At 61.6% G+C, this 18,312-nt stretch carries 22 protein-coding genes; 15 read left to right on the forward strand and 7 right to left on the reverse strand.

What is annotated here, in order from left to right:
* Window positions 1–12 precede the first annotated feature (12 nt).
* On the forward strand, window positions 13–543 hold the full coding sequence (locus ACR0E6_RS16500; RefSeq protein WP_480585296.1) for a prolyl-tRNA synthetase associated domain-containing protein: 531 nt from the start codon (window positions 13–15) through the stop codon (window positions 541–543).
* Window positions 544–614: 71 nt separating this feature from the next.
* Here the strand turns inward: ACR0E6_RS16500 and ACR0E6_RS16505 are convergent, their stop codons facing one another.
* Together ACR0E6_RS16505 and ACR0E6_RS16510 are read right to left on the reverse strand one after the other, a co-directional pair.
* A complete protein-coding gene (locus ACR0E6_RS16505; protein ID WP_480585298.1) occupies window positions 615–1,358 on the reverse strand; it encodes an aspartate/glutamate racemase family protein in 744 nt (247 codons plus the stop codon).
* A gap of 72 nt (window positions 1,359–1,430) precedes the next feature.
* Window positions 1,431–2,012: an NAD(P)H-dependent oxidoreductase gene (locus tag ACR0E6_RS16510; protein ID WP_170454733.1), complete on the reverse strand. Its 582-nt coding sequence runs from the start codon at window positions 2,010–2,012 to the stop codon at window positions 1,431–1,433.
* A gap of 119 nt (window positions 2,013–2,131) precedes the next feature.
* Between ACR0E6_RS16510 and ACR0E6_RS16515 the strand changes: the two genes are divergently transcribed.
* The 4 genes from ACR0E6_RS16515 to ACR0E6_RS16530 all read left to right on the forward strand — a co-directional run bounded on the left by ACR0E6_RS16515 (window position 2,132) and on the right by ACR0E6_RS16530 (window position 4,785).
* On the forward strand, window positions 2,132–3,010 hold the full coding sequence (locus ACR0E6_RS16515) for a LysR family transcriptional regulator (protein WP_170454731.1): 879 nt from the start codon (window positions 2,132–2,134) through the stop codon (window positions 3,008–3,010).
* Entirely contained in the window at window positions 3,007–3,921 is a 915-nt protein-coding gene (locus ACR0E6_RS16520) for a DMT family transporter (protein WP_480585301.1), read from the forward strand. The genes ACR0E6_RS16515 and ACR0E6_RS16520 overlap by 4 nt, the downstream gene beginning before the upstream one ends.
* A 64-nt stretch (window positions 3,922–3,985) precedes the next feature.
* Complete coding sequence (locus ACR0E6_RS16525) at window positions 3,986–4,258, forward strand: hypothetical protein (protein ID WP_480585303.1); 273 nt, start codon at window positions 3,986–3,988, stop codon at window positions 4,256–4,258.
* Between the two features lie 113 nt (window positions 4,259–4,371).
* A complete protein-coding gene (locus ACR0E6_RS16530) occupies window positions 4,372–4,785 on the forward strand; it encodes a universal stress protein (RefSeq protein ID WP_480585305.1) in 414 nt (137 codons plus the stop codon).
* On the opposite strand, the gene ACR0E6_RS16535 is transcribed toward ACR0E6_RS16530, so the two are convergent.
* Window positions 4,778–5,128, reverse strand: coding sequence for a metalloregulator ArsR/SmtB family transcription factor (locus tag ACR0E6_RS16535; protein WP_170520223.1), 351 nt, complete (start codon window positions 5,126–5,128; stop codon window positions 4,778–4,780). The two genes, ACR0E6_RS16530 and ACR0E6_RS16535, sit on opposite strands and share 8 nt — an antisense overlap.
* Window positions 5,129–5,360: 232 nt before the next feature.
* Between ACR0E6_RS16535 and ACR0E6_RS16540 the strand changes: the two genes are divergently transcribed.
* The 5 genes from ACR0E6_RS16540 (at window position 5,361) to ACR0E6_RS16560 (ending at window position 7,959) form a co-directional block, all read left to right on the forward strand.
* Window positions 5,361–5,693 carry an AtpZ/AtpI family protein gene (locus ACR0E6_RS16540; protein WP_480585307.1) on the forward strand — a complete coding sequence of 111 codons (333 nt, stop codon included), beginning with the start codon at window positions 5,361–5,363 and terminating at the stop codon, window positions 5,691–5,693.
* A gap of 2 nt (window positions 5,694–5,695) precedes the next feature.
* Window positions 5,696–6,454: a F0F1 ATP synthase subunit A gene (locus tag ACR0E6_RS16545; protein ID WP_170454719.1), complete on the forward strand. Its 759-nt coding sequence runs from the start codon at window positions 5,696–5,698 to the stop codon at window positions 6,452–6,454.
* Window positions 6,455–6,530: 76 nt separating this feature from the next.
* On the forward strand, window positions 6,531–6,755 hold the full coding sequence (locus tag ACR0E6_RS16550; RefSeq protein ID WP_005981269.1) for a F0F1 ATP synthase subunit C: 225 nt from the start codon (window positions 6,531–6,533) through the stop codon (window positions 6,753–6,755).
* 86 nt (window positions 6,756–6,841) lie between these two features.
* Window positions 6,842–7,393, forward strand: a complete 552-nt coding sequence (locus ACR0E6_RS16555) for a F0F1 ATP synthase subunit B' (protein WP_170454717.1) — start codon at window positions 6,842–6,844, stop codon at window positions 7,391–7,393.
* A gap of 5 nt (window positions 7,394–7,398) precedes the next feature.
* Window positions 7,399–7,959 (forward strand): F0F1 ATP synthase subunit B, encoded by a 561-nt coding sequence (locus ACR0E6_RS16560; protein WP_170737628.1) that lies wholly within the window; start codon window positions 7,399–7,401, stop codon window positions 7,957–7,959.
* A gap of 79 nt (window positions 7,960–8,038) precedes the next feature.
* Here ACR0E6_RS16560 and ACR0E6_RS16565 read toward each other — a convergent pair whose 3' ends face one another.
* A complete protein-coding gene (locus tag ACR0E6_RS16565; protein WP_170454713.1) occupies window positions 8,039–8,809 on the reverse strand; it encodes an FCD domain-containing protein in 771 nt (256 codons plus the stop codon).
* Between the two features lie 150 nt (window positions 8,810–8,959).
* Here ACR0E6_RS16565 and ACR0E6_RS16570 point away from each other — a divergent pair, with 150 nt between their 5' ends.
* From ACR0E6_RS16570 to ACR0E6_RS16590, 5 genes are all read left to right on the forward strand, one after another.
* On the forward strand, window positions 8,960–10,159 hold the full coding sequence (locus tag ACR0E6_RS16570) for an aminotransferase-like domain-containing protein (protein ID WP_480585310.1): 1,200 nt from the start codon (window positions 8,960–8,962) through the stop codon (window positions 10,157–10,159).
* 42 nt (window positions 10,160–10,201) lie between these two features.
* Complete coding sequence (locus ACR0E6_RS16575; protein ID WP_480585312.1) at window positions 10,202–10,597, forward strand: hypothetical protein; 396 nt, start codon at window positions 10,202–10,204, stop codon at window positions 10,595–10,597.
* A gap of 140 nt (window positions 10,598–10,737) precedes the next feature.
* Window positions 10,738–14,193 (forward strand): chromosome segregation SMC family protein, encoded by a 3,456-nt coding sequence (locus ACR0E6_RS16580; RefSeq protein WP_480585315.1) that lies wholly within the window; start codon window positions 10,738–10,740, stop codon window positions 14,191–14,193.
* 53 nt (window positions 14,194–14,246) lie between these two features.
* Window positions 14,247–14,597, forward strand: coding sequence for a hypothetical protein (locus ACR0E6_RS16585; protein WP_170737638.1), 351 nt, complete (start codon window positions 14,247–14,249; stop codon window positions 14,595–14,597).
* 221 nt (window positions 14,598–14,818) lie between these two features.
* On the forward strand, window positions 14,819–15,166 hold the full coding sequence (locus ACR0E6_RS16590; protein WP_170455039.1) for an acyl-CoA thioesterase: 348 nt from the start codon (window positions 14,819–14,821) through the stop codon (window positions 15,164–15,166).
* 4 nt (window positions 15,167–15,170) lie between these two features.
* Here the strand turns inward: ACR0E6_RS16590 and ACR0E6_RS16595 are convergent, their stop codons facing one another.
* From ACR0E6_RS16595 to cobD, 3 genes are read right to left on the reverse strand one after another with little or no spacing between them, the layout of a single operon-like run.
* Window positions 15,171–16,334 (reverse strand): lytic murein transglycosylase, encoded by a 1,164-nt coding sequence (locus ACR0E6_RS16595; protein WP_480585318.1) that lies wholly within the window; start codon window positions 16,332–16,334, stop codon window positions 15,171–15,173.
* A 10-nt stretch (window positions 16,335–16,344) separates the two neighbouring features.
* Window positions 16,345–17,265 (reverse strand): adenosylcobinamide-phosphate synthase CbiB, encoded by a 921-nt coding sequence (gene cbiB / locus ACR0E6_RS16600; RefSeq protein WP_480585321.1) that lies wholly within the window; start codon window positions 17,263–17,265, stop codon window positions 16,345–16,347.
* Entirely contained in the window at window positions 17,262–18,221 is a 960-nt protein-coding gene (gene cobD, locus ACR0E6_RS16605; RefSeq protein ID WP_170624257.1) for a threonine-phosphate decarboxylase CobD, read from the reverse strand. Before cobD ends, cbiB begins: the two co-directional genes overlap by 4 nt.
* Window positions 18,222–18,312 lie beyond the last annotated feature (91 nt).

The following is an 18,312-nucleotide window of genomic DNA, read 5'->3' on the forward strand; positions in this document are numbered from 1 at the left end:
CAGGAGGTCACGATGGACGCATCATCCGCTTTTCAGGACACGCTGCCGCTCAGTTCCGACGCCTTGTTGGCGCAACTGGACGATTGGGGGCTGGTTTACCGGCTGCACACTCATCCTCCGCTGCGCACGGTCGAAGAGTCGAAGGCCGTCGAGGACCAGTTCATGGTGCCCGGAGAGAACGCGCTGCGCCTTAAGAACCTGTATTTGCGCGACAAGAAAAAGCGGAACTATCTGGTGACGCTGGAACAAAGCCGCGAGATCGATCTGAAGGCATTGGTGGCAGAGCTGGGTGTGGGCAACCTGTCGTTCGGCTCGGCAGACCGGCTGTTGCAGAACCTTGGTATCCGGCCCGGCGCGGTTAGCCCGCTGGCGATGATCAACGGGGTGCAGAATGATGTGCGCTTTTTCATGGATGCCGCTGCACGGCAGGCCGATGTGATCTACATGCATCCGCTGGTCAATGACCGGACGGTTGCGATGTCGCGGGATGATCTGATGGCGTTTTTCGACAAGATCGGCTGTCAGGTGACGTGGCTGCCCTGACTGAACGCGCGCCTTTCAGGCACGCGTGCCTCCGGCGGAAGTATTTTTGAACAGAAGAAGGGGCGGGCGCTTTAGTCCGCGGGCAGCGCCTGTTTCAGGGCGGCGGCCACATGGGCGGCTGAGGGGTTGATGAACAGATGCCCGTCTGCCTCGAATACCGGGTCGTCCAGGTGGTTGGGGAAGGCCAGCGGCAGTTCGGTGCAGGCCAGCAGAATAGCGGTGCCGGGCGTTGCGTGGCGGTTGCAGAAGGCCAGCAAACGGGCGTGCGCGGTCCCGGACGCGCCACCATAAAAATCGCTGTCGATCATGGCCTGCATCTCGGCGATGTCCGGATCCGGCAGCCGGTCATTTGCGATGACGCCTTCGACTGCCAGACGTTCGGCATAGTTGGTCGCTTGCATGGTCACGGTTGTTCCCAGCACCAGCGCATGTGATGCGCCGGTTTTTGCGGTGGCTTCGGCAGTGGCATCGAAGATGCTGAGGATGGGCATCGAAACACCCTGACGGATCGCGTGCAGGCGGGCATGTGGTGTGTTCGACGCAATGATCCCGAAATCACACCCTGCGTTTTCAAGGGTCAGCAGCGCGTCACGGAAGACCGCGTCGAACTCCGCCCAGCTTTCTTCGTTTCCGGCCACGCCGCGCAGTGCCCGTGTTCTGGCTTGCGTCACCGACTCGATCGTCATCGGCGGAATGGGCAGGGGCGAGCCGTGGCCGCGCGCGGCAAAATAGCGACCCGCCCCTTCGGCGATAGCTCTGTAGAAGTCGACGGTCGAGGCCCAGCCGACTCCGCCCAGAATTCCGATCTTTTTCATGATTGAATGTCCAACCCGCAAAATACCTGTTTTGCAGATTGGACATTTCTGGTCGCGAAGGCCAGTGCCGGTTTAGGCGGCCAGTTCGGATACGGCCTTATGTGCGTTCTGCACCGATGCATCGGGGTCGATGGCCAATTGGTCTGCGGCGACGACATCCACATCGTGAATTCCGATAAAGCCCAGAACATGCTTAGCGTAGCCGGACGCGTAGTCGATCTCGGACCCCACGGCGGTGCCGCCCGAGGCGATGGCCAGAACGGCGCGTTTGCCTTCCAGCAGGCCTTTGGGGCCGTTTTCGGTATAGGAAAAGGTCAGACCCACGCGGGCAACCAGGTCGATCCACGCCTTGAAAGCGGCGGGTACCGAAAAGTTGTAGATCGGCAGGCCAATGACGATTGTGTCGGCCTGCTGAAGCTCATTCACAAGCTCGTCCGAAAGGGCCAGTTGATCCCGTTGAACCGCGTCGCGCTGATCTGCCGGGGTAAAGTTCGCGGCAATCCAGTCTTCGGTCAGCAGCGGCAGGGGCGAGGCCAGATCACGGCGAATGATGCGCCCGGCACCCAGATGTTTGACGACACGGTCTGACAGATCGCGGGTTGCCGATCCGGTGCGGCGGGCCGAGGCGTCGATGTGGAGAATGGTTTTGGTCATTTCTGCAGTCCTTCGATCAAGGGTGATGTGGTCTGGGCTCAATATGATTGTTGCGCTGGCGAACAAAAGTCGGATACATCAACAGTGTCTGTTAGAAATTGCACAAAGATAGCTTTGCCATGGATAATTGGGATGAAGTGAGGACCGCATATCAGGTCGCACGGATGGGGACAGTCAGCGGCGCGGCTGAGGTTTTAGGCGTGCACCATGCGACAGTGATCCGCCATATCGACGCGATCGAGGCGCGGTTGGGTGTGAAACTGTTCCAGCGCCATGCGCGGGGATATACGCCAACCGAAGCGGGTGAAGATCTTTTGCGCGTGGCGCAGGCGACCGAGGATCAGTTCAACCAGCTTGTGGGTCGGATGAAGGGCCGGGGCGACGATGTCTCGGGCGAGTTGGTGGTGACCTCGCTGGCGTCGCTGGTACCGTTGGTTGTGCCCACGCTCAGCGAGTTCCAAAAGGCCCACCCAGGGTTGATCGTGCGCTATCTGACCGGGGACCGCCTGTTTCGCCTTGAATATGGCGAGGCGCATGTTGCCATCCGTGCCGGGTCAGCGCCGGATCAGCCGGACAATGTTGTGCAGCCCTTCGTGACACAGGACGTGGGCTTGTTTGCCAGCAAGGATTACGTCGCCCGTCGGGGCAAGCCGCAAAGTGTCGAGGATTTCCCCAAGCACGCCTTTGTTGGAAATGATGACGAAAACAGCCGCGCGCCGTTTTCGCAATGGCTGCGGGCCAACGCCCCGGCCGAGGCGCTGACATTCCGGTGCTCGAACAACTTCACCGTGGCCGAGGCCGTTCGGGCCGGGGCCGGGATCGGGTTCATGGCCCGATGGGAGGCTGCCAGATACCCGGACCTTGAGGAAGTGATGGACAGCCTGCCCGAATGGTCCGGCAAACTGTGGCTGGTCACCCATGTCGATCTGCATCGCACGACCAAGGTGCAGGCGTTCCTGTCCTTCCTGAAGGAACAGTCGCGGACCTGGCTGCCATGACGCCGCACGCCCGTGGCCATCTGGCCATGTTGTGCTTTTCGGCGCTGGTGGCAGGCAGCTTCTCGCTGGGGTCGATGATCGCGAATGAGATCGCCCCAGCCGCTTTGAACGCGGTGCGCTTTGCGATTGCGGCGGTGGTAATTGGGATTGCTGCCTATGCCACGACCGGTGTGCCACGTTCCGCCGCGCAGGCCCCGTGGCGCTATTTGGTTCTGGGCGGTCTGTTCGCCACCTATTTTGTCCTGATGTTCTACGGCCTGCAGACCGCTCCGCCGGTCAGTGCTGCCGCCGTGTTCACGCTGACGCCGGTTGTCTCGGCCATTGCGGGGTGGGTGTTGCTGAGGCAGGTCACAACCCCGCGGATGGCTTTGGCCCTGTCCGTCGGGGCGGTCGGCGCATTGTGGGTGATTTTTCGCGCCGACTGGCAGTTGTTCCGGGCCTTCCAGATCGGGGTGGGTGAGGTCATCTATTTCGTGGGCTGCGTCGCCCACGCAATCTATACGCCCATGGTCCGCAAGCTGAACCGGGGCGAACCGGCGGTGGTGTTCACCTTTGGCACCCTGCTGGCCGGGTGCGTCCTGCTGACGGCCTTCGGCTGGTCAGATATTATCAGCACCAATTGGTTCAGCCTGCCGGGCATCGTCTGGATCGGGCTGCTGTACCTGTCCTTCTTTGCAACGGCAGCCAGCTTCGTTCTGGTCCAGTTTGCGGCGCTGAAGCTGCCCTCGGCCAAAGTCATGGCGTATACCTATTTGGTGCCCAGTTGGGTCATCCTGTGGGAGATTGCGTTGGGCAACGGTGTGCCGACCGGGCTGATCGTGTTGGGCATTGCCCTGACAATTCTGGCCCTTCTCTTGCTGCTGAAAGAGGAAATCCCCGAGCCGGCATCCCTTCGGCGCAGTGCAGATTGACGCTTGTGTTCCCATCAGCTTCTGGCAGCATCCCACCGGCCAAAACGAAAACGAGGGCAGGGGAATGAAGCCAATTCTAACGGGCGCGGTTTTGATCGCACTGGGCGCGTGTGCGCAAAACAACTTGCAGGGCTCCGGCAACGAGACATCGCTGCAAGCCAGTTGCGAGGCGCTGGTCTCTGCCGAAAGCGGCACGCGTATTGAAGACGTCAAGGCGCTGGAAACGCAGCCCGACCCACGGGGCTCCGTCACAGCGGTTACTGTTGCCGGGCAAAGCCGCCCATGGACGTGTTCGGCGGACACAACAGGCGTCATTTACAGCGTCATACCCGGCTGATTGCGGTTCGGCTGTGTTGTTCGCCAAGGGGGCGAACAGCCCCTCCGTTGAGGCAGATCAAGGCTGAAACGGGGCATGTCTTCTATACTTTCCACAAGGAAGAGGAGGACGAAATGTTCAATCACATCATGATCCCCGTCGATCTTCACTTGCCGCCCGAAGTGCAAAAAGCCGTTGCTGTGGCGGGTGAGATGGCCAAATGGCAAAACGCACGTGTGACCCTGGTCAGCGTGACCGGAACCCAACCCGGTGATGTCACCGCATCGGACGCCTCTATCGCCAAGGACCTTGCGGCTTTGGCTGATGACCTGTCGGCCAAGAGCGGCGCAGAGGTCGGCACTAAGAACATCCATTCAGTCGATGTTGCGGTCGAAGTTGATGGGGATCTGACGCGTGCAGCCGAAGAAATTGGCGCCGATCTGATCGTTGTGGGTACACACGCGCCTCGGATCACGGACTATATCTTCTCAAGCCATGCCGGGTATCTGGCGAAACACGCCAAAGTGGCCGTGTTTGTCGTCAGGTAGGCGAGTCATCCGCGCCATCCGTCGCGGGCAGTTCGACCTCAAGAAACCGCTCGAACGCGTCCAGGTTCACCGGCTCGAACTGTCCGAAGCCCTGCATCCAGACCGAGGCCGTCCGCAAGGCGTCGGGCTCCAGCTTGCACCACTTCACCCGCCCGCGCTTTTCCTGAGAGATCAGCCCGGCCTTGGTCAGAATGACCAGGTGTTTCGAGATCGCGGCCAGCGACATCTCGAACGGTTCGGCCACGTCTGTGACGGCCATATCATCCTCAAGCAACATCGCAAGGATGGTGCGCCGGGTCGGGTCGGCCAGGGCGGCGAATACGGTGTCAAGGTCGTCGGACATGATCCCGCTGAACCACAGCGCCGGAGTTTGGTCAACCATTTGGTTGAATATGTGGATTCAGGGTGATTTCGGATTGCCCACCCTTTGACCTGCGATTTACCTGCACCTCCCCAGCAAAAATACCGAATGAAAACAGGCGTTTATCCTGCGGCAATTCGGGCGCTCAACACCGTTGACTCTGTGCCCTGCGCCCCTTAGCACCTAGCCCCAAGACTGTGCGAGGAAAACGTCCGTGACCGATGACGACCAAAAGCAGCGTATGGCGCAGCTGGAGGCCAAGATCGACGCGGCGAAAAAGGCGAAAGCGCCAAAGCCTCGTGCGGGTGCTGACGTGTCCGGGGGCGAGCTTGCCTGGAGGATGGTCATCGAAATGGTATCCGGTCTGGGGATCGGATTTGGCATCGGATACGGGCTGGACAGCCTGTTCGGGACGATCCCGATCTTTCTGGTGCTGTTCACATTGCTGGGCCTTGTCTCGGGCGTGAAGGTTATGCTCCGCAGCGCGAAAGAGGTTCAAGAGAAACAAGCGGCGGCTGAGGCGGCCGAGAAGGACGAGAGGGACTGAACGTGGCAACTGAGACCACCGCAGCAGAAGGCAGCAGCCTGGTTTTCCACCCGATGGATCAGTTCATCGTTAAGCCGTTGTTCGGTGACGGTGCGGTGGGCATGTTCACGATCACCAACGTGACGCTGTGGCTGTTCCTTGCGATCGTGGCCATCATTCTGCTGCTGATCGTGCCGACCTCGAAGCGCGCGATTGTTCCGACCCGGATGCAGTCGGTCGCAGAACTGGCCTATGGCTTCATCTACAAGATGCTGGAAGACATCTGCGGCAAGGAAGGCGTCAAGTACTTCCCCTATGTCATGACCCTGTTCATGTTCATCGTCTGCGCGAACTTCCTGGGCATGATCCCCATGTCCTTCACCACAACGTCGCATTTCGCCGTGACCATCCCGCTGGCGCTGTCGGTCTTCCTGACCGTGACCGTGCTGGGCTTTGTCAAGAACGGCGCAGGCTTCCTGAGCCTGTTCTGGGTGTCCAGCGCGCCGCTGGCGCTGCGTCCCATTCTGGCGATCATCGAGCTGATCTCGTACTTCGTGCGCCCGGTCAGCCACTCCATTCGTCTTGCCGGTAACGTCATGGCAGGCCACGCTGTTATCAAGGTGTTCGCAGGCTTTGCCGCGATCGCCGCGATCTCGCCCGTGTCCGTTCTGGCGATCACCGCAATGTACGGCCTCGAGGTCCTCGTGTCCTTCATTCAGGCCTACGTTTTCACCATTCTGACCTGTGTTTACCTGAAGGACGCTCTGCATCCGCATCACTAAAGATGGGTGAAATCACCCATCCTACGCAGGAACGATAACCCAACATCGAAACTTCCAATTCGTAAGGAGATACATCATGGAAGGCGATCTCGCACACATCGGCGCAGGCCTGGCAGCAATCGGTTCCGGCGCAGCCGCAATCGGGGTGGGCAACGTTGCAGGCAACTTCCTGGCCGGCGCCCTGCGCAACCCTTCGGCGGCTGCTTCGCAGACCGCAACCCTGTTCATCGGTATCGCGTTCGCAGAAGCCCTGGGGATCTTCGCATTCCTGGTCTCGCTGCTGCTGATGTTCGCCGTATAATCTGCGGAACCTGATCCTTACGCGCAGGTGGGCCCAAGCCATAGCGGCCCACCTGTTGTAAAGACAAGTTTCCGACGGAGGATATCATGGCGACTGAACCCATTACTAAAGAGGTAGCCGGCTCGTGCGTCGACTCCTATGGCTCTGCCATCGGGATGCCGCAGCTCTGCTTCGATTGGTTCCCCAACCAGATTTTCTGGCTGGTCATTACGCTGGTCGTCATCTTTCTGGTCCTGTCCCGCGTGGCCTTGCCCCGCATCGCGGCAATCCTGGCTGAACGTCAGGGGACCATTACAAATGACCTGGCTGCGGCCGAAGATCTGAAGGCCAAAGCGGTCGAGGCTGAAGAGGCCTATAACAAGGCGCTGGCCGATGCCCGTTCTGAGGCACAGCGTATCGCAGCGGAAGCCCGCGCGGAAATCCAGGCTGGTCTGGATGACGCGATTGCCAAGGCGGACGCGGAAATCGCTGCAAAGGCGGCTGAATCGGAAAAGGCAATTGCCGACATCCGTGCCGGTGCGCTGGAAAGCATTCAAGTGGTTGCCAAGGATACGGCGGCTGAACTGGTCACAGCACTGGGCGGCGAGGCGGATGCCAAAGCCATCGACGGTGCCGTTGATGCGCAGATGAAAGGATAAGTGACATGCGGAACACTCTTGCCCTTATCCTGACCATCGGTGCCGCAAGCCCGGCGCTGGCCGCTAGCGGCCCGTTTTTCTCGCTTGGCAATACGGACTTTGTCGTCACTCTGGGCTTCATCGTCTTCATCGCGGTCCTGTTCTACTTCAAGGTCCCCGGCATGATCGGTGGCGCGTTGGACAACCGGGCCGAGGGCATCAAGTCCGAACTGGACGAAGCCCGCGCCCTGCATGAAGAAGCGCGCAGCCTGCTGGCCTCGTACGAGCGTAAGCAGCGCGAAGTGCAGACACAGGCGGATGCCATCGTGGCTGCGGCCAAGGATGACGCGGCGCTGGCAGCAGAGCAAGCCAAGGTTGATCTGGAGAAATCCATCGCGCGCCGTCTGGCGGCCGCACAGGACCAGATCGCGTCGGCAGAAGCTTCGGCTGTGAAGGAAGTGCGCGATCAGGCCATCACCGTTGCTGTTTCGGCGGCAAACGCGGTGCTGGCCCAGCAGATGACCGCCGCTCAGGCCAACAAGCTGATCGATGCGGCCATTGCTGACGTGGGCGAAAAGCTGCACTGACAATTGCCTATCCCGAATTAAGAAAACCCGGCGCAGTCGCCGGGTTTTTTGTTTCAGGTGCCCAAAGCGGTTTCTGCGCCTAGGCTTGACCCGTCTCATGCGCCAGGCGTTGCTGTGCAATCGCCTCGTTGCGTTCGGCCTTTTGCTGATCCTTCATGCAGCGCTCGACGAAATCCAGATGCTGTTCGACCGCCAAACGGGTGGCCTCGGGATCCCGAGCTTGCAGGGCTGTGTTGATCGCGCGGTGCTGGTCCAGAATGGCCTCACGCGTGGCGCGTTGCTGAAACATCATCTGGCGGTTGTAAAACACACCCTGCCGGAGCAGATCGTACATCGACCGCATCATGTGCAGCATGACAACGTTATGGCTGGCCTCAATAATGGCCATGTGAAACTCGGCGTCCAACCCGGCTTCTTCTTCGGCGGCGTTGCGCTCATGTGCCGTCTCCATCCGGTCGAAAATGGCCTGAACCACCTTAAGATCGCTGGTGGACCCAAGCCGCGCAGCGCGTTCGGCGGCCAGCCCCTCCATATCCCGGCGGAAGGACAGATAGTCGAACACTGCCTCGTCATGGCTGCTGAACAACCGGATCAGGGCAGGGGAAAAGGCCGAGCCCAGAACTTCGGCCACATAGATACCGGATCCGGCCTTTGCGGTCAGCAACCCTTGGTCCTGCAGATCGGAAATGGCATCCCGCAAAGATGGGCGTGACACGCCCATGCGCTCGGCCAATTCCCGCTCCGACGGCAGACGCTCGCCGGGGCGCAGGATGCCGCGTAGGATGAGCAATTCGATCTGCCGGACAACTGCACTCGACAGCTTTTCGGTCTGAACTTTTTGAAAGGGCATATACACGTCCAAAATTGGTCAAAACATATGACCACAGTGGGGGTTCGGGTTCAAGAAGGGCGGTTTCACTTTGATTGAAACATTAGGTCAGTATTGTTGACTTTAATACTGTTCTGCATAGGCTGCCCGAATTGAGATCGGAGGAGCCTCATGACCGCGCAGACCCTGTTCGCCACCCGCACGTCCAGAATGAAAGCGTCCGAGATACGGGAATTGCTGAAGCTGTTGGACCAGCCCGGCATTATCTCATTCGCTGGTGGAATCCCGGATCCGGCCCTGTTCCCGGCAGATGCGTTTTCACAGGCGTTCCAGACAGCGCTTGGGCCGGACACTCAGGCGCAGGCGCTGCAATACTCGGTCAGCGAAGGCTATGCGCCGCTGCGCGAGTGGCTGGTCCGCCATATGCGGGAGATCGGGGTCGAGTGTGAGGTCGACAACATCCTGATCACCTCGGGCTCGCAACAGGCGCTGGACTATCTTGGTAAGCTGTTCTTGTCGCCGGGCGATACGGCCCTGGTCGGATGGCCAACCTATCTTGGGGCTTTGGCAGCTTTCAACGCCTATGAGCCGCGCTTTGACCGGCTCAGCATCAACGGCAATCGCGGTGCAGCGGAATATCGTGAGGCGGCCGGGGACGGGGCGGTCAAGTTCGCCTATCTGTCACCGGATTTCTCGAACCCGACCGGAGAGACGGTGGATTTGCGTGGGCGCGAGGCGTTGCTGGACCTGGCCGAAGAACTGGAATGCGCGGTGATCGAGGATGGGGCGTATCAGGCCCTGCGTTATGATGGCGAGGCTATTCCACCGGTTCTGGCGCTGGAACTCGCGCAGAAAGGAACGATTGAAAACTGCCGCACGATCTATTGCGGCAGCTTTTCGAAAACACTGTCGCCGGGATTGCGGATGGGCTGGGTGGTCGCTGCCAAGCCGGTCATCTCGCAGATGGTGCTGATGAAACAGGCCGCTGATCTGCACTCGGCCACCATCAACCAGATGGCCGTGCATCAGGTGGCCGAGGCGTGTTTCGACACCCATATCCCCAAGGTCCGCGCAACCTATCAGGCGCGGCGCGATGCGATGCTGGCCGCCTTGCAGCAGCACATGCCGGATGGCGTGGTCTGGACCCGCCCCGAGGGCGGCATGTTCATCTGGGTCACGCTTGCGGTGGACACAGACGGGTCCGAACTGCTCGCGCGTGCGTTGGCGACCGAGAAGGTAGCGTTTGTGCCCGGTCAGGCGTTCTTTCCGGACGGCAGCGGGGCCAATACCATCCGGCTGAGCTTTTCCAATTCGGATGAGGCAACGATCCGCGAGGGTATCCGCAGGTTGGGCAACGCGCTGCGGGCCTAACGCGGAAAGGGTCTGTTAACCAATTTGCTGCAACCCTGCGGCATGATCCGGTATCTCGCCCTCTTACTGCTTGCGGCCTGTTCGGCTGGCACGCCCCATTTTCGCAACGTCCCTGCCACGCGCGTTGCCGTAAACGGCAGTGTGTTTGACGTGCGCGTGCGCGGCGAACTGGCCGAGGCGGTCCGCGTCAACGCGCAATACGCCCCACGCCTTGGCCCAATCCGGGATCGTGCAGCGCTGGCCATGGCGCAGGTGTCGGGTTGCCCGATCCTGGATGTGCTGGGCGATGCGGCGGTGACGGTCGGCGTTTTGGGTTGCGACCGCGAGGCGGGGGAGCGGTTGCTGCTGACCGCCATCTCGCGACCCAATTACGAATGTATCAACTATGGCGCGTCCAGCGGCTATGCCTACGAAGTGTTCGAGTGTACGCCATATTGAGAACTGCGCTTATTTGCGTATTTCGGCAAGATATTGTGGATAAGTCGGGCCAATATCCCATATCCTGCGCAATCACGTTGACACCTCGCCCCTCCGTTGCGCAGACTTCCTGACAACAGGAATCAAGGGACTCGTCGCTTTTGCGCTTTAGCAAACTCAAACTGACCGGCTTCAAAAGCTTTGTGGATCCGACCGATCTGATCATCGCGGACGGGTTGACCGGTGTGGTGGGGCCCAACGGCTGCGGTAAGTCCAACCTGCTTGAGGCTCTGCGCTGGGTCATGGGCGAAAACCGCCCCAAATCCATGCGCGGCGGCGCGATGGAGGATGTGATCTTTGCCGGTGCCGCCACGCGTCCGGCGCGCAATTTCGCCGAAGTGGTCCTGACCATGGACAACTCAGAACGCCTCGCGCCCTCGGGGTTCAACGACAGCGATCAGCTTGAGATCGTGCGCCGCATCACCCGCGATGTGGGCAGTGCCTACAAGACAAACGGCAAGGACGTGCGGGCGCGTGACGTGCAGATGCTGTTCGCCGACGCCTCGACCGGGGCGCATTCCCCGGCGCTGGTGGGGCAGAACCGCATTGCCGAACTGATCAACGCCAAGCCCCGCGCCCGCCGCCGCATTCTTGAGGAGGCTGCGGGAATCTCCGGCCTTTATCAGCGCCGGCACGAGGCCGAGTTGAAGCTGAAAGGGACCGAGACCAACCTGACCCGTGTCGATGACGTGCTGGAACAGTTGGGCGCGCAACTGGCGCAGCTGGCGCGTCAGGCCCGTCAGGCCGCGCGGTATCGTGAAATTGGCGAGCAATTGCGGCAGGCCGAGGGGATGTTGCTGTATCGCCGCTGGAAAGAGGCCGACATGGCCCGCCAGCAGGCCGAGGAAAAGCTACGCGAGCGCCTGACCGAAGCGTCCCGGGCCGAGGCCGAAGCCCGCGCCGCAGCCGCCAAACGCGCCGAGATCGAAGAGACCTTGCCACCCCTGCGCGAGGAAGAAGCCATCGCCGCCGCCGTCCTGCAACGCCAGCAGGTGCAGCGCGATCAGCTTTCGGATCAGGAGACCCGCGCGCGCCAGACCATCGAGACGCTGACCAACCGGATCAGGCAACTGGGCAACGATATCGAGCGCGAGGCCGGTCTGAACCGCGACGCGGGTGAGATGATCGAGCGTTTGGAATGGGAAGCCCGCGAACTGGCCAAGGCCGCCGAGGGGCATGACGACAAGGTCTCTGAGGCCGCTGAGATTGCGCGCGAGGCCGCATCGGTGCTGCAGGACCGCGAGGATCACCTGTCACAGCAGACCGAGGATATGGCCCGCCTTGTCGCGCGTCACCAGTCCGCGCAGCGTCTGGTCGAGGACAGCCGCAAGACATTGGCCCGGTCGGAAGCCGAAGAGGACAAGGCCCGCTCGGCAGTTGCTGACGCCAAATCGGCCCTGACTCGGGCCAGCGAGGCGTTCGAGTCTGCGCAAGAGGGCGAAGAAGAGGCCCGCGAAGCGGCTGAAGCCGCCGAAGAGGCCTTGGCCGCCGCAGATGAGTTGCGCAACGACACCCAGGCGCGTGAGGCCGAGGCCCGTGCGCAACGGTCCGAGGCTGAGGGCGAGCTGGGCGCAATTCGCGCCGAGACGTCGGCGCTGGCCAAACTGGTCGAACGAGATACAGCCGAGGGCGGGCAAGTGCTGGACCTGCTGCGTGTTGAGCCGGGCTATGAAAAAGCTCTGGGCGCGGCATTGGCCGATGATTTGCGTGCTCCGTTGGTGGATGGAGATGGCCCGTCGGGCTGGGTGCAGGTTGCGGGATATGACGCAGACCAACCACTGCCGGAAGGTGCTGAGCCGCTGGCGCTGCATGTATCCGGCCCCGATCGTCTCAGCCGCCGGATTGCTCAGATCGGGCTGGTTGATGCGGATCAGGGTGCGCGGTTGCAGGCATCATTGCAGCCGGGTCAACGGCTGGTATCGCGCTCGGGCGATCTGTGGCGCTGGGACGGGTTCCGTGCCTGGGCCGAGGATGCGCCAAGTGCGGCGGCCCTGCGTCTGGAGCAGCTCAACAAGCTGGAGGCGCTGAAACAGGAACTGGCCCGGACCGAGGCGCAGGCTGACGGCGCCCGCGCCGCGCATGAGGCGCTGTCACAGCAACTGGCCGATGTCACCGAAGCCGACCGCCGCGCGCGCGAAGCCCGCCGCGCCGCCGATCAGCGCATGGCTGAAACCGCCCGCTTGCTCAGCCGGGCCGAGGCCGACCGCAATCTGGCACAGGGCAAGCTGGAAACGCTGACCCTCGCCGTGGACCGCCACAAAGAGGATGCCATGTCCGCCCGCGCGCAGCTGCGCGAGGCCGAGGGCGCGTTGACTGGGCTGGGTGATCTCGACAGCGCCCGCGCGCAGGTCGAAGATATCAAACAGACGGTCGAGGCGGCGCGGATCACCATGCTGACCCACCGCTCGACCCATGACGAACTGCGCCGCGAGGGCGAGGCGCGGACGCGCCGCAGCCAAGAGGTGACGAAAGACCTCAGCGGGTGGAAACACCGTCTGGAAACTGCCGAAAAGCGCATCTCGGAACTGGCCGAACGCAAGGAAAGCTCGGAAGAGGAACTGACCGAGGCCATGGCCGCCCCCGGCGAGATTGCCGAGGCGCGCGAGGAACTGAACGAGCTGATCGAAACTGCCGAGGCCCGCCGTGCCGAGGCCGCCGACAAGCTGGCCGAGGCCGAGACCCAGCAGCGCGAAGTTGTGCTGGCCGAGCGCGAGGCGGAACGGCTGGCCTCCGAAGCGCGCGAAACCCGCGCGGCCGCCGAGGCGCGGTGCGATGCGGCCAGGGAAAGCGTCGTCGCCGCGGCTGAGCGGATTGCTGAGGATCAGCAACTGACGCCAAACCAGTTGCTGAACCAGTTGGACGTGAACCCGGACCAGATGCCCGCCGCCGACGCGCTGGAGGCCGAGGTGAACCGCCACAAGCGCCAGCGCGACGCAATGGGTGCGGTGAACCTGCGCGCCGAGGAGGATGCCAAGGAAGTTCAGGAAGAGTTCGACACCCTGAACGGCGAAAAGGCCGATCTGGAAGAGGCCATCAAGGCCCTGCGCAGCGGCATCGCCAGCCTCAACCGCGAAGGCCGCGAGCGGCTGCTGACCGCGTTCGAACAGGTGAATTCGAACTTCGCGATGTTGTTCAAGCACTTGTTTGGCGGCGGTGAGGCCAATCTGGTCATGGTCGAAAGCGACGATCCGCTGGATGCCGGGCTTGAGATCATGTGCCAGCCGCCGGGCAAGAAGCTCTCGACCCTCAGTCTGCTGTCGGGTGGTGAGCAGACCCTGACCGCGACGGCGCTGATCTTTGGCGTGTTCCTCGCCAACCCCGCCCCGATCTGTGTTCTGGACGAGGTCGACGCGCCGCTTGACGACGCCAACGTCACCCGTTTCTGCGATCTGCTGGACGAGATGTGCCGCCAGACCGACACGCGGTTCCTGATCATCACCCACCACGCGGTGACGATGGCGCGGATGGACCGGCTGTTTGGTGTGACCATGCAGGAACAGGGCGTCAGCCAACTGGTCTCGGTCGATCTGAAAAAGGCCGAGCAGATGGTGGCCTGACCGCTCACCGCAACGTTATGAACGTTGCGAAGATATCGGGCTAACTTGGGCGCATGAGACGTATTCTGATCCTTGCCTTGCTATTCGCCAGCCCGCTTGCGGCGGCTGAATGGCCAACCAAACCCGGCGACGTCCCCCTCAGCCCCGAGGAACTGGATGCATTGGCGGGCCGCACGCTGACTTTTTACGATGACGGTCAATCCAAGTTTTCGGCGGGCGGGGCTTATTCCTACACCTATGCCAGCGGAGAATCGGCCTTCGGCACCTACAGCATCGCCGAAGATGGCAGCGTCTGCATCGCCTATCGCAACGGCTTCAGCCGGTGTGACCTGTATGTGCGCAGTGGAGAGCGGCTGATCCTGATCGATGAGAAGGGGGATCGGTATCCGGTGCGGCCGGAGTGATAGTCGGCAATGTGGTCAGCCTTTAACCACCATGCAAATAGGTCGTCTCTTTAGTTTGAACGCTAAACTTGTCAGACTGACGAGATACTTGCCTGACATCTGCCCATCGAAGGACTTGATCTGTGACTGAAGACACCGACACACGGCTCGCACTTGGAAAAAAACGAGGATCGCATGGTCGCCAGCAGGATGACGGCGTTCTTGTCATTCGCACCATTGCGATGCCCGCTGACACCAATCCGGCGGGTGACATTTTCGGTGGGTGGTTGATGTCGCAAATGGATCTGGCTGCGGGCAATATGGCGGCGCGCGTGGCACAGGGGCGAACAGCGACGGTATCGGTCGAAGCAATGCAGTTCCTGCAACCGGTCAAGGTTGGGGATGAAGTGACGCTTTACGCAACGTTGGTTAAAATTGGTCGCACATCCATGCGTGTGCATGTGGATGTCTGGGCACGCCCGAGACAATCCCACAATGGTCAAAAGGTAACCGACGCGGATTTCGTATTTGTTGCTTTGGACGATACAGGTGCACCGCGGCCTGTCTTTGAAAGCGATCAAGGCGATTAATGGGCTACAACTTCCCCAGCAATTCCGCCGTTGGCCAAGCATCCGCCGGCAATCCCAGCCGCACCTGTTCCGCCTGAACAGCCGCCCGGGTTCCTGCGCCCAGAATGCCGTCGATCTTGCCGACGTCATGCCCGCGCGCCTGTAGCTTGGTTTGTAGCTGTTTCATCTGGGCATCCGACAAGCCCGGTGTCGGGTTGCCCGCGTTGTATATCTGGCCGCCTTCCAGACGGGTGCCGAAATAGGCGGCGGTCAGGACGTAGACGAAGCTTTGGTTCCATTCGAAATAGACGTCGAAATTCGGATAGGCCAGAAAGGCAGGACCCTTGTGGCCCTGCGGCAGGATCAGTGAGGCGGGCAGGTCGGCCAAAGACCCGCTGCGTGCCTCGATGCCCATCGCCTGCCACTCGGCCACCGAACGCGGTTTGCCGGGGCCTGACAGGGACCAGTCCATCTGCGCGGGCACGGTGACTTCCTGCAACCAGGGCTGGCCGGGTTGCCAGCCCAGATGGGACAGCATCTTGCCCCCGGACATCAGCGCATCGGGGGCCGAGGTCTTGAGCGAGACCTGACCGTCCCCATCCCCGTCTACACCATTGTCCAGAATGTCCTGCGGAAGCATCTGAACCATACCGATCTCACCGGCCCAGGCTCCGGTCGTGCGCTGCGGGTTGAAATTGCCTTGGCTGAATAGCTCGATCGCGGCGAAGATCTGCGGGCGAAACAGCTCGGGGCGGCGGCAGTCATGGGCCAGCGTCACCAGCGCATTGCGGGTGTTGAAATCGCCCTGAACCGCGCCGTAATCGGTTTCGAACGCCCAGAAGGCCAGCAACACGCCGCGCGAGACACCGTATTCCCGCTCGATCCGGTCAAACACGGCCTCGTATTTGCGCGACATGGACTGGCCGCGGTCAATCCGGTTTTGCGAGATCAGGCGGCGCGAGAAATCAATGAAAGGCATCTGGAACACGCCCTGCGCCCGGTCAGCCCGCAGCACAGCGCCGTCCTGCTGAACGCCCTGAAAGAACGCATCGACGGTGCCCTGATCAAAACCCTTCTGCACCGCTTCGGTTTTCAGGCCGCCCACGAACTGGCTGAACCCGCCACCGCATTGGGCAAAAGCGGGTGCCGAAAACAAGGCGGCGACGAACAGGGAAGGCAACAAGCGCATAAGGTGTCCTTTAGAAAATCAGCGTGACCCCAACCCACACTGACACGAGGCCGAGTGCAAGCCCCCAGACGGACCACAGCATACGGCATGCGCGGAAAACCTCTGCCGCGCCGATCTCGCGCCTTGCATTCCCGTTCACCCAGGCCAGATCGCGCAATTGCCCGTGATAGCTGCGGGGTCCGGCCAAGGCGATGTCCAGCGCGCGTGCCATTGCCGCTTCGGGCCATCCGGCATTGGGTGAGATATGGCGGCGCGCGTCCGCGATGATCTCGGTCCAGCGGGACCATTGGCCCGAAAGTGCGACGATCATCAGGCAGGTCAGTCGCGCCGGGATCAGATTCAGCAGATCGTCAAACCGGGCCGAGGCCCAGCCGAAGTCGCGATAGGTTTCGTTTCGGTACCCGATCATGCTGTCTGCGGTGTTGACGGCCTTGTAGATCAGCAGCCCCGGCAGCCCCCCGATCAGGAACCAGAAAGCAGGCGCAATGACGCCGTCGCTCAGGTTCTCGGCGGCGCTTTCGATGGCTGACCGCGCGACCTGAGCCTCGGTCATGTCGGAGATATCGCGCGAGACGATCATGGCGACTGTGGCGCGCCCTTCGGTGATCGAGTCAAGCAACCCGTCGCCCACGGCGCGGACATGGGCAACCAGCGAGTTCTGGGCCAGAAGGATCGCACAAATCACGACCTCGACCACCGGTCCCAGCAAGGCCAGAAGCCAGCCCAACGCCCCGGCGATACCGACCAGCAGAACCAGCGCGATCACGCCCTTGAGGCGTTTGTTTCCGCCCTGGTTCAGGCGTTTGTCGAGTTGGCCGACCCCATTGCCCATAAGCACCGCAGGATGACGCAGGCGCGACCACAGCCAATCAGGCTCACCCAACGCTGCGTCCAGACACAGGGCGCAGGCCAGCAGCAGCGCTGCGCTCATAACGCGGCGTCCAGCCGGGACCAGCCGTCCGAGGGGGGCAGGCCGAGGCGCAGATAGGTTTTGGAATAGGGGAAGATGCGGCTCCAGATATGAGCCTGAGCCAGACGGTCCTGCCAGACGTGCGCATCATCAACATTATAGAGACGGAACAGGGACGTTCCGCTCACCAGCTTGGCCCCTTTGCTTGTCAGCATTGTGTCCAGACGGGCTGCCTCCTGCGCCAGTCTGGTTCGGGTTTGCGCGGCCCAAGCCTCGTCCTGCAAGGCGCGTGTGCCGATGCGCAGGGCGGGGCCGGATACCGCCCATGGCCCGGTCAGATCGTTCAACCTGGCAATTGTGTCAGGTTGACCAATGGCAAAACCCAGGCGCAGCCCGGCCAGCCCCCAGAATTTGCCAAAGCTCTTCAGAACAATGATACCGGGACGAGATGCCAAATGGATCAAGGAAGCTTCGGGGATTACGTCGCAAAAGCTTTCGTCGATCACTGTCAGGGGGGCGTTGGCGTCGGCCTCCTGCCAAAGCCGCCCGTCCGGGTTGTTGGGGTGCACGATGACGCGGGCCTCAGCCGGGGCATCCGCATGCACCTGCCAGCCTTGTGCGGAAAAGGCGGCGGCGTGTTCGTTATAGGTTGGCGTCGTGATCTGAACCCGACCGGGCGCGGCAAGTGCGGGCAGGCGCGCGATTACGGCTGACGCTCCGGGCGCGGGCAGAATCGCGGCGGCGTCCGGGACGGACCAAAAGCGGCGCGCGGCCTCGCTGAGCCGTTCGAACGCGCCATGATCGGGTAGTTGCGTCCAGTCTGACGCGATCAGGTCTGAGACCTGATAGGGGTGCGGGTTGATTCCGGTGGACAGATCAATCCATCCGTCCCGCGTGCCGCCATACCGCTTGATCGCATCGTCCAGCCCGCCGCCGTGGTCGCGTTTGGTGCGCGGGTTCAAATTGGTGTCAGTCATCGCGCCATAAGTCCCAAACGCCGGATTCGACCTGCTTCAAGCGGATTTTTGCCGTTTTGACAAGCAAATCCGCGTGAACAGCGCGTGTCGG

It is taken from the genome of Ruegeria sp. AP12, assembly GCF_056540025.1.

What these genes read in the sequence shown, in the direction of transcription:
- ACR0E6_RS16500 (WP_480585296.1), top strand. Translation starts at nt 13, where the DNA reads ATGGACGCATCATCCGCTTTTCAGGACACGCTGCCGCTCAGTTCCGAC.
- ACR0E6_RS16505 (WP_480585298.1), bottom strand. Translation starts at nt 1,358, where the DNA reads ATGAAAAAGATCGGAATTCTGGGCGGAGTCGGCTGGGCCTCGACCGTC.
- ACR0E6_RS16510 (WP_170454733.1), bottom strand. Translation starts at nt 2,012, where the DNA reads ATGACCAAAACCATTCTCCACATCGACGCCTCGGCCCGCCGCACCGGA.
- ACR0E6_RS16515 (WP_170454731.1), top strand. Translation starts at nt 2,132, where the DNA reads ATGGATAATTGGGATGAAGTGAGGACCGCATATCAGGTCGCACGGATG.
- ACR0E6_RS16520 (WP_480585301.1), top strand. Translation starts at nt 3,007, where the DNA reads ATGACGCCGCACGCCCGTGGCCATCTGGCCATGTTGTGCTTTTCGGCG.
- ACR0E6_RS16525 (WP_480585303.1), top strand. Translation starts at nt 3,986, where the DNA reads ATGAAGCCAATTCTAACGGGCGCGGTTTTGATCGCACTGGGCGCGTGT.
- ACR0E6_RS16530 (WP_480585305.1), top strand. Translation starts at nt 4,372, where the DNA reads ATGTTCAATCACATCATGATCCCCGTCGATCTTCACTTGCCGCCCGAA.
- ACR0E6_RS16535 (WP_170520223.1), bottom strand. Translation starts at nt 5,128, where the DNA reads ATGTCCGACGACCTTGACACCGTATTCGCCGCCCTGGCCGACCCGACC.
- ACR0E6_RS16550 (WP_005981269.1), top strand. Translation starts at nt 6,531, where the DNA reads ATGGAAGGCGATCTCGCACACATCGGCGCAGGCCTGGCAGCAATCGGT.
- ACR0E6_RS16555 (WP_170454717.1), top strand. Translation starts at nt 6,842, where the DNA reads ATGGCGACTGAACCCATTACTAAAGAGGTAGCCGGCTCGTGCGTCGAC.
- ACR0E6_RS16560 (WP_170737628.1), top strand. Translation starts at nt 7,399, where the DNA reads ATGCGGAACACTCTTGCCCTTATCCTGACCATCGGTGCCGCAAGCCCG.
- ACR0E6_RS16565 (WP_170454713.1), bottom strand. Translation starts at nt 8,809, where the DNA reads ATGCCCTTTCAAAAAGTTCAGACCGAAAAGCTGTCGAGTGCAGTTGTC.
- ACR0E6_RS16570 (WP_480585310.1), top strand. Translation starts at nt 8,960, where the DNA reads ATGACCGCGCAGACCCTGTTCGCCACCCGCACGTCCAGAATGAAAGCG.
- ACR0E6_RS16575 (WP_480585312.1), top strand. Translation starts at nt 10,202, where the DNA reads ATGATCCGGTATCTCGCCCTCTTACTGCTTGCGGCCTGTTCGGCTGGC.
- ACR0E6_RS16585 (WP_170737638.1), top strand. Translation starts at nt 14,247, where the DNA reads ATGAGACGTATTCTGATCCTTGCCTTGCTATTCGCCAGCCCGCTTGCG.
- ACR0E6_RS16590 (WP_170455039.1), top strand. Translation starts at nt 14,819, where the DNA reads ATGCCCGCTGACACCAATCCGGCGGGTGACATTTTCGGTGGGTGGTTG.
- ACR0E6_RS16595 (WP_480585318.1), bottom strand. Translation starts at nt 16,334, where the DNA reads ATGCGCTTGTTGCCTTCCCTGTTCGTCGCCGCCTTGTTTTCGGCACCC.
- cbiB (WP_480585321.1), bottom strand. Translation starts at nt 17,265, where the DNA reads ATGAGCGCAGCGCTGCTGCTGGCCTGCGCCCTGTGTCTGGACGCAGCG.
- cobD (WP_170624257.1), bottom strand. Translation starts at nt 18,221, where the DNA reads ATGACTGACACCAATTTGAACCCGCGCACCAAACGCGACCACGGCGGC.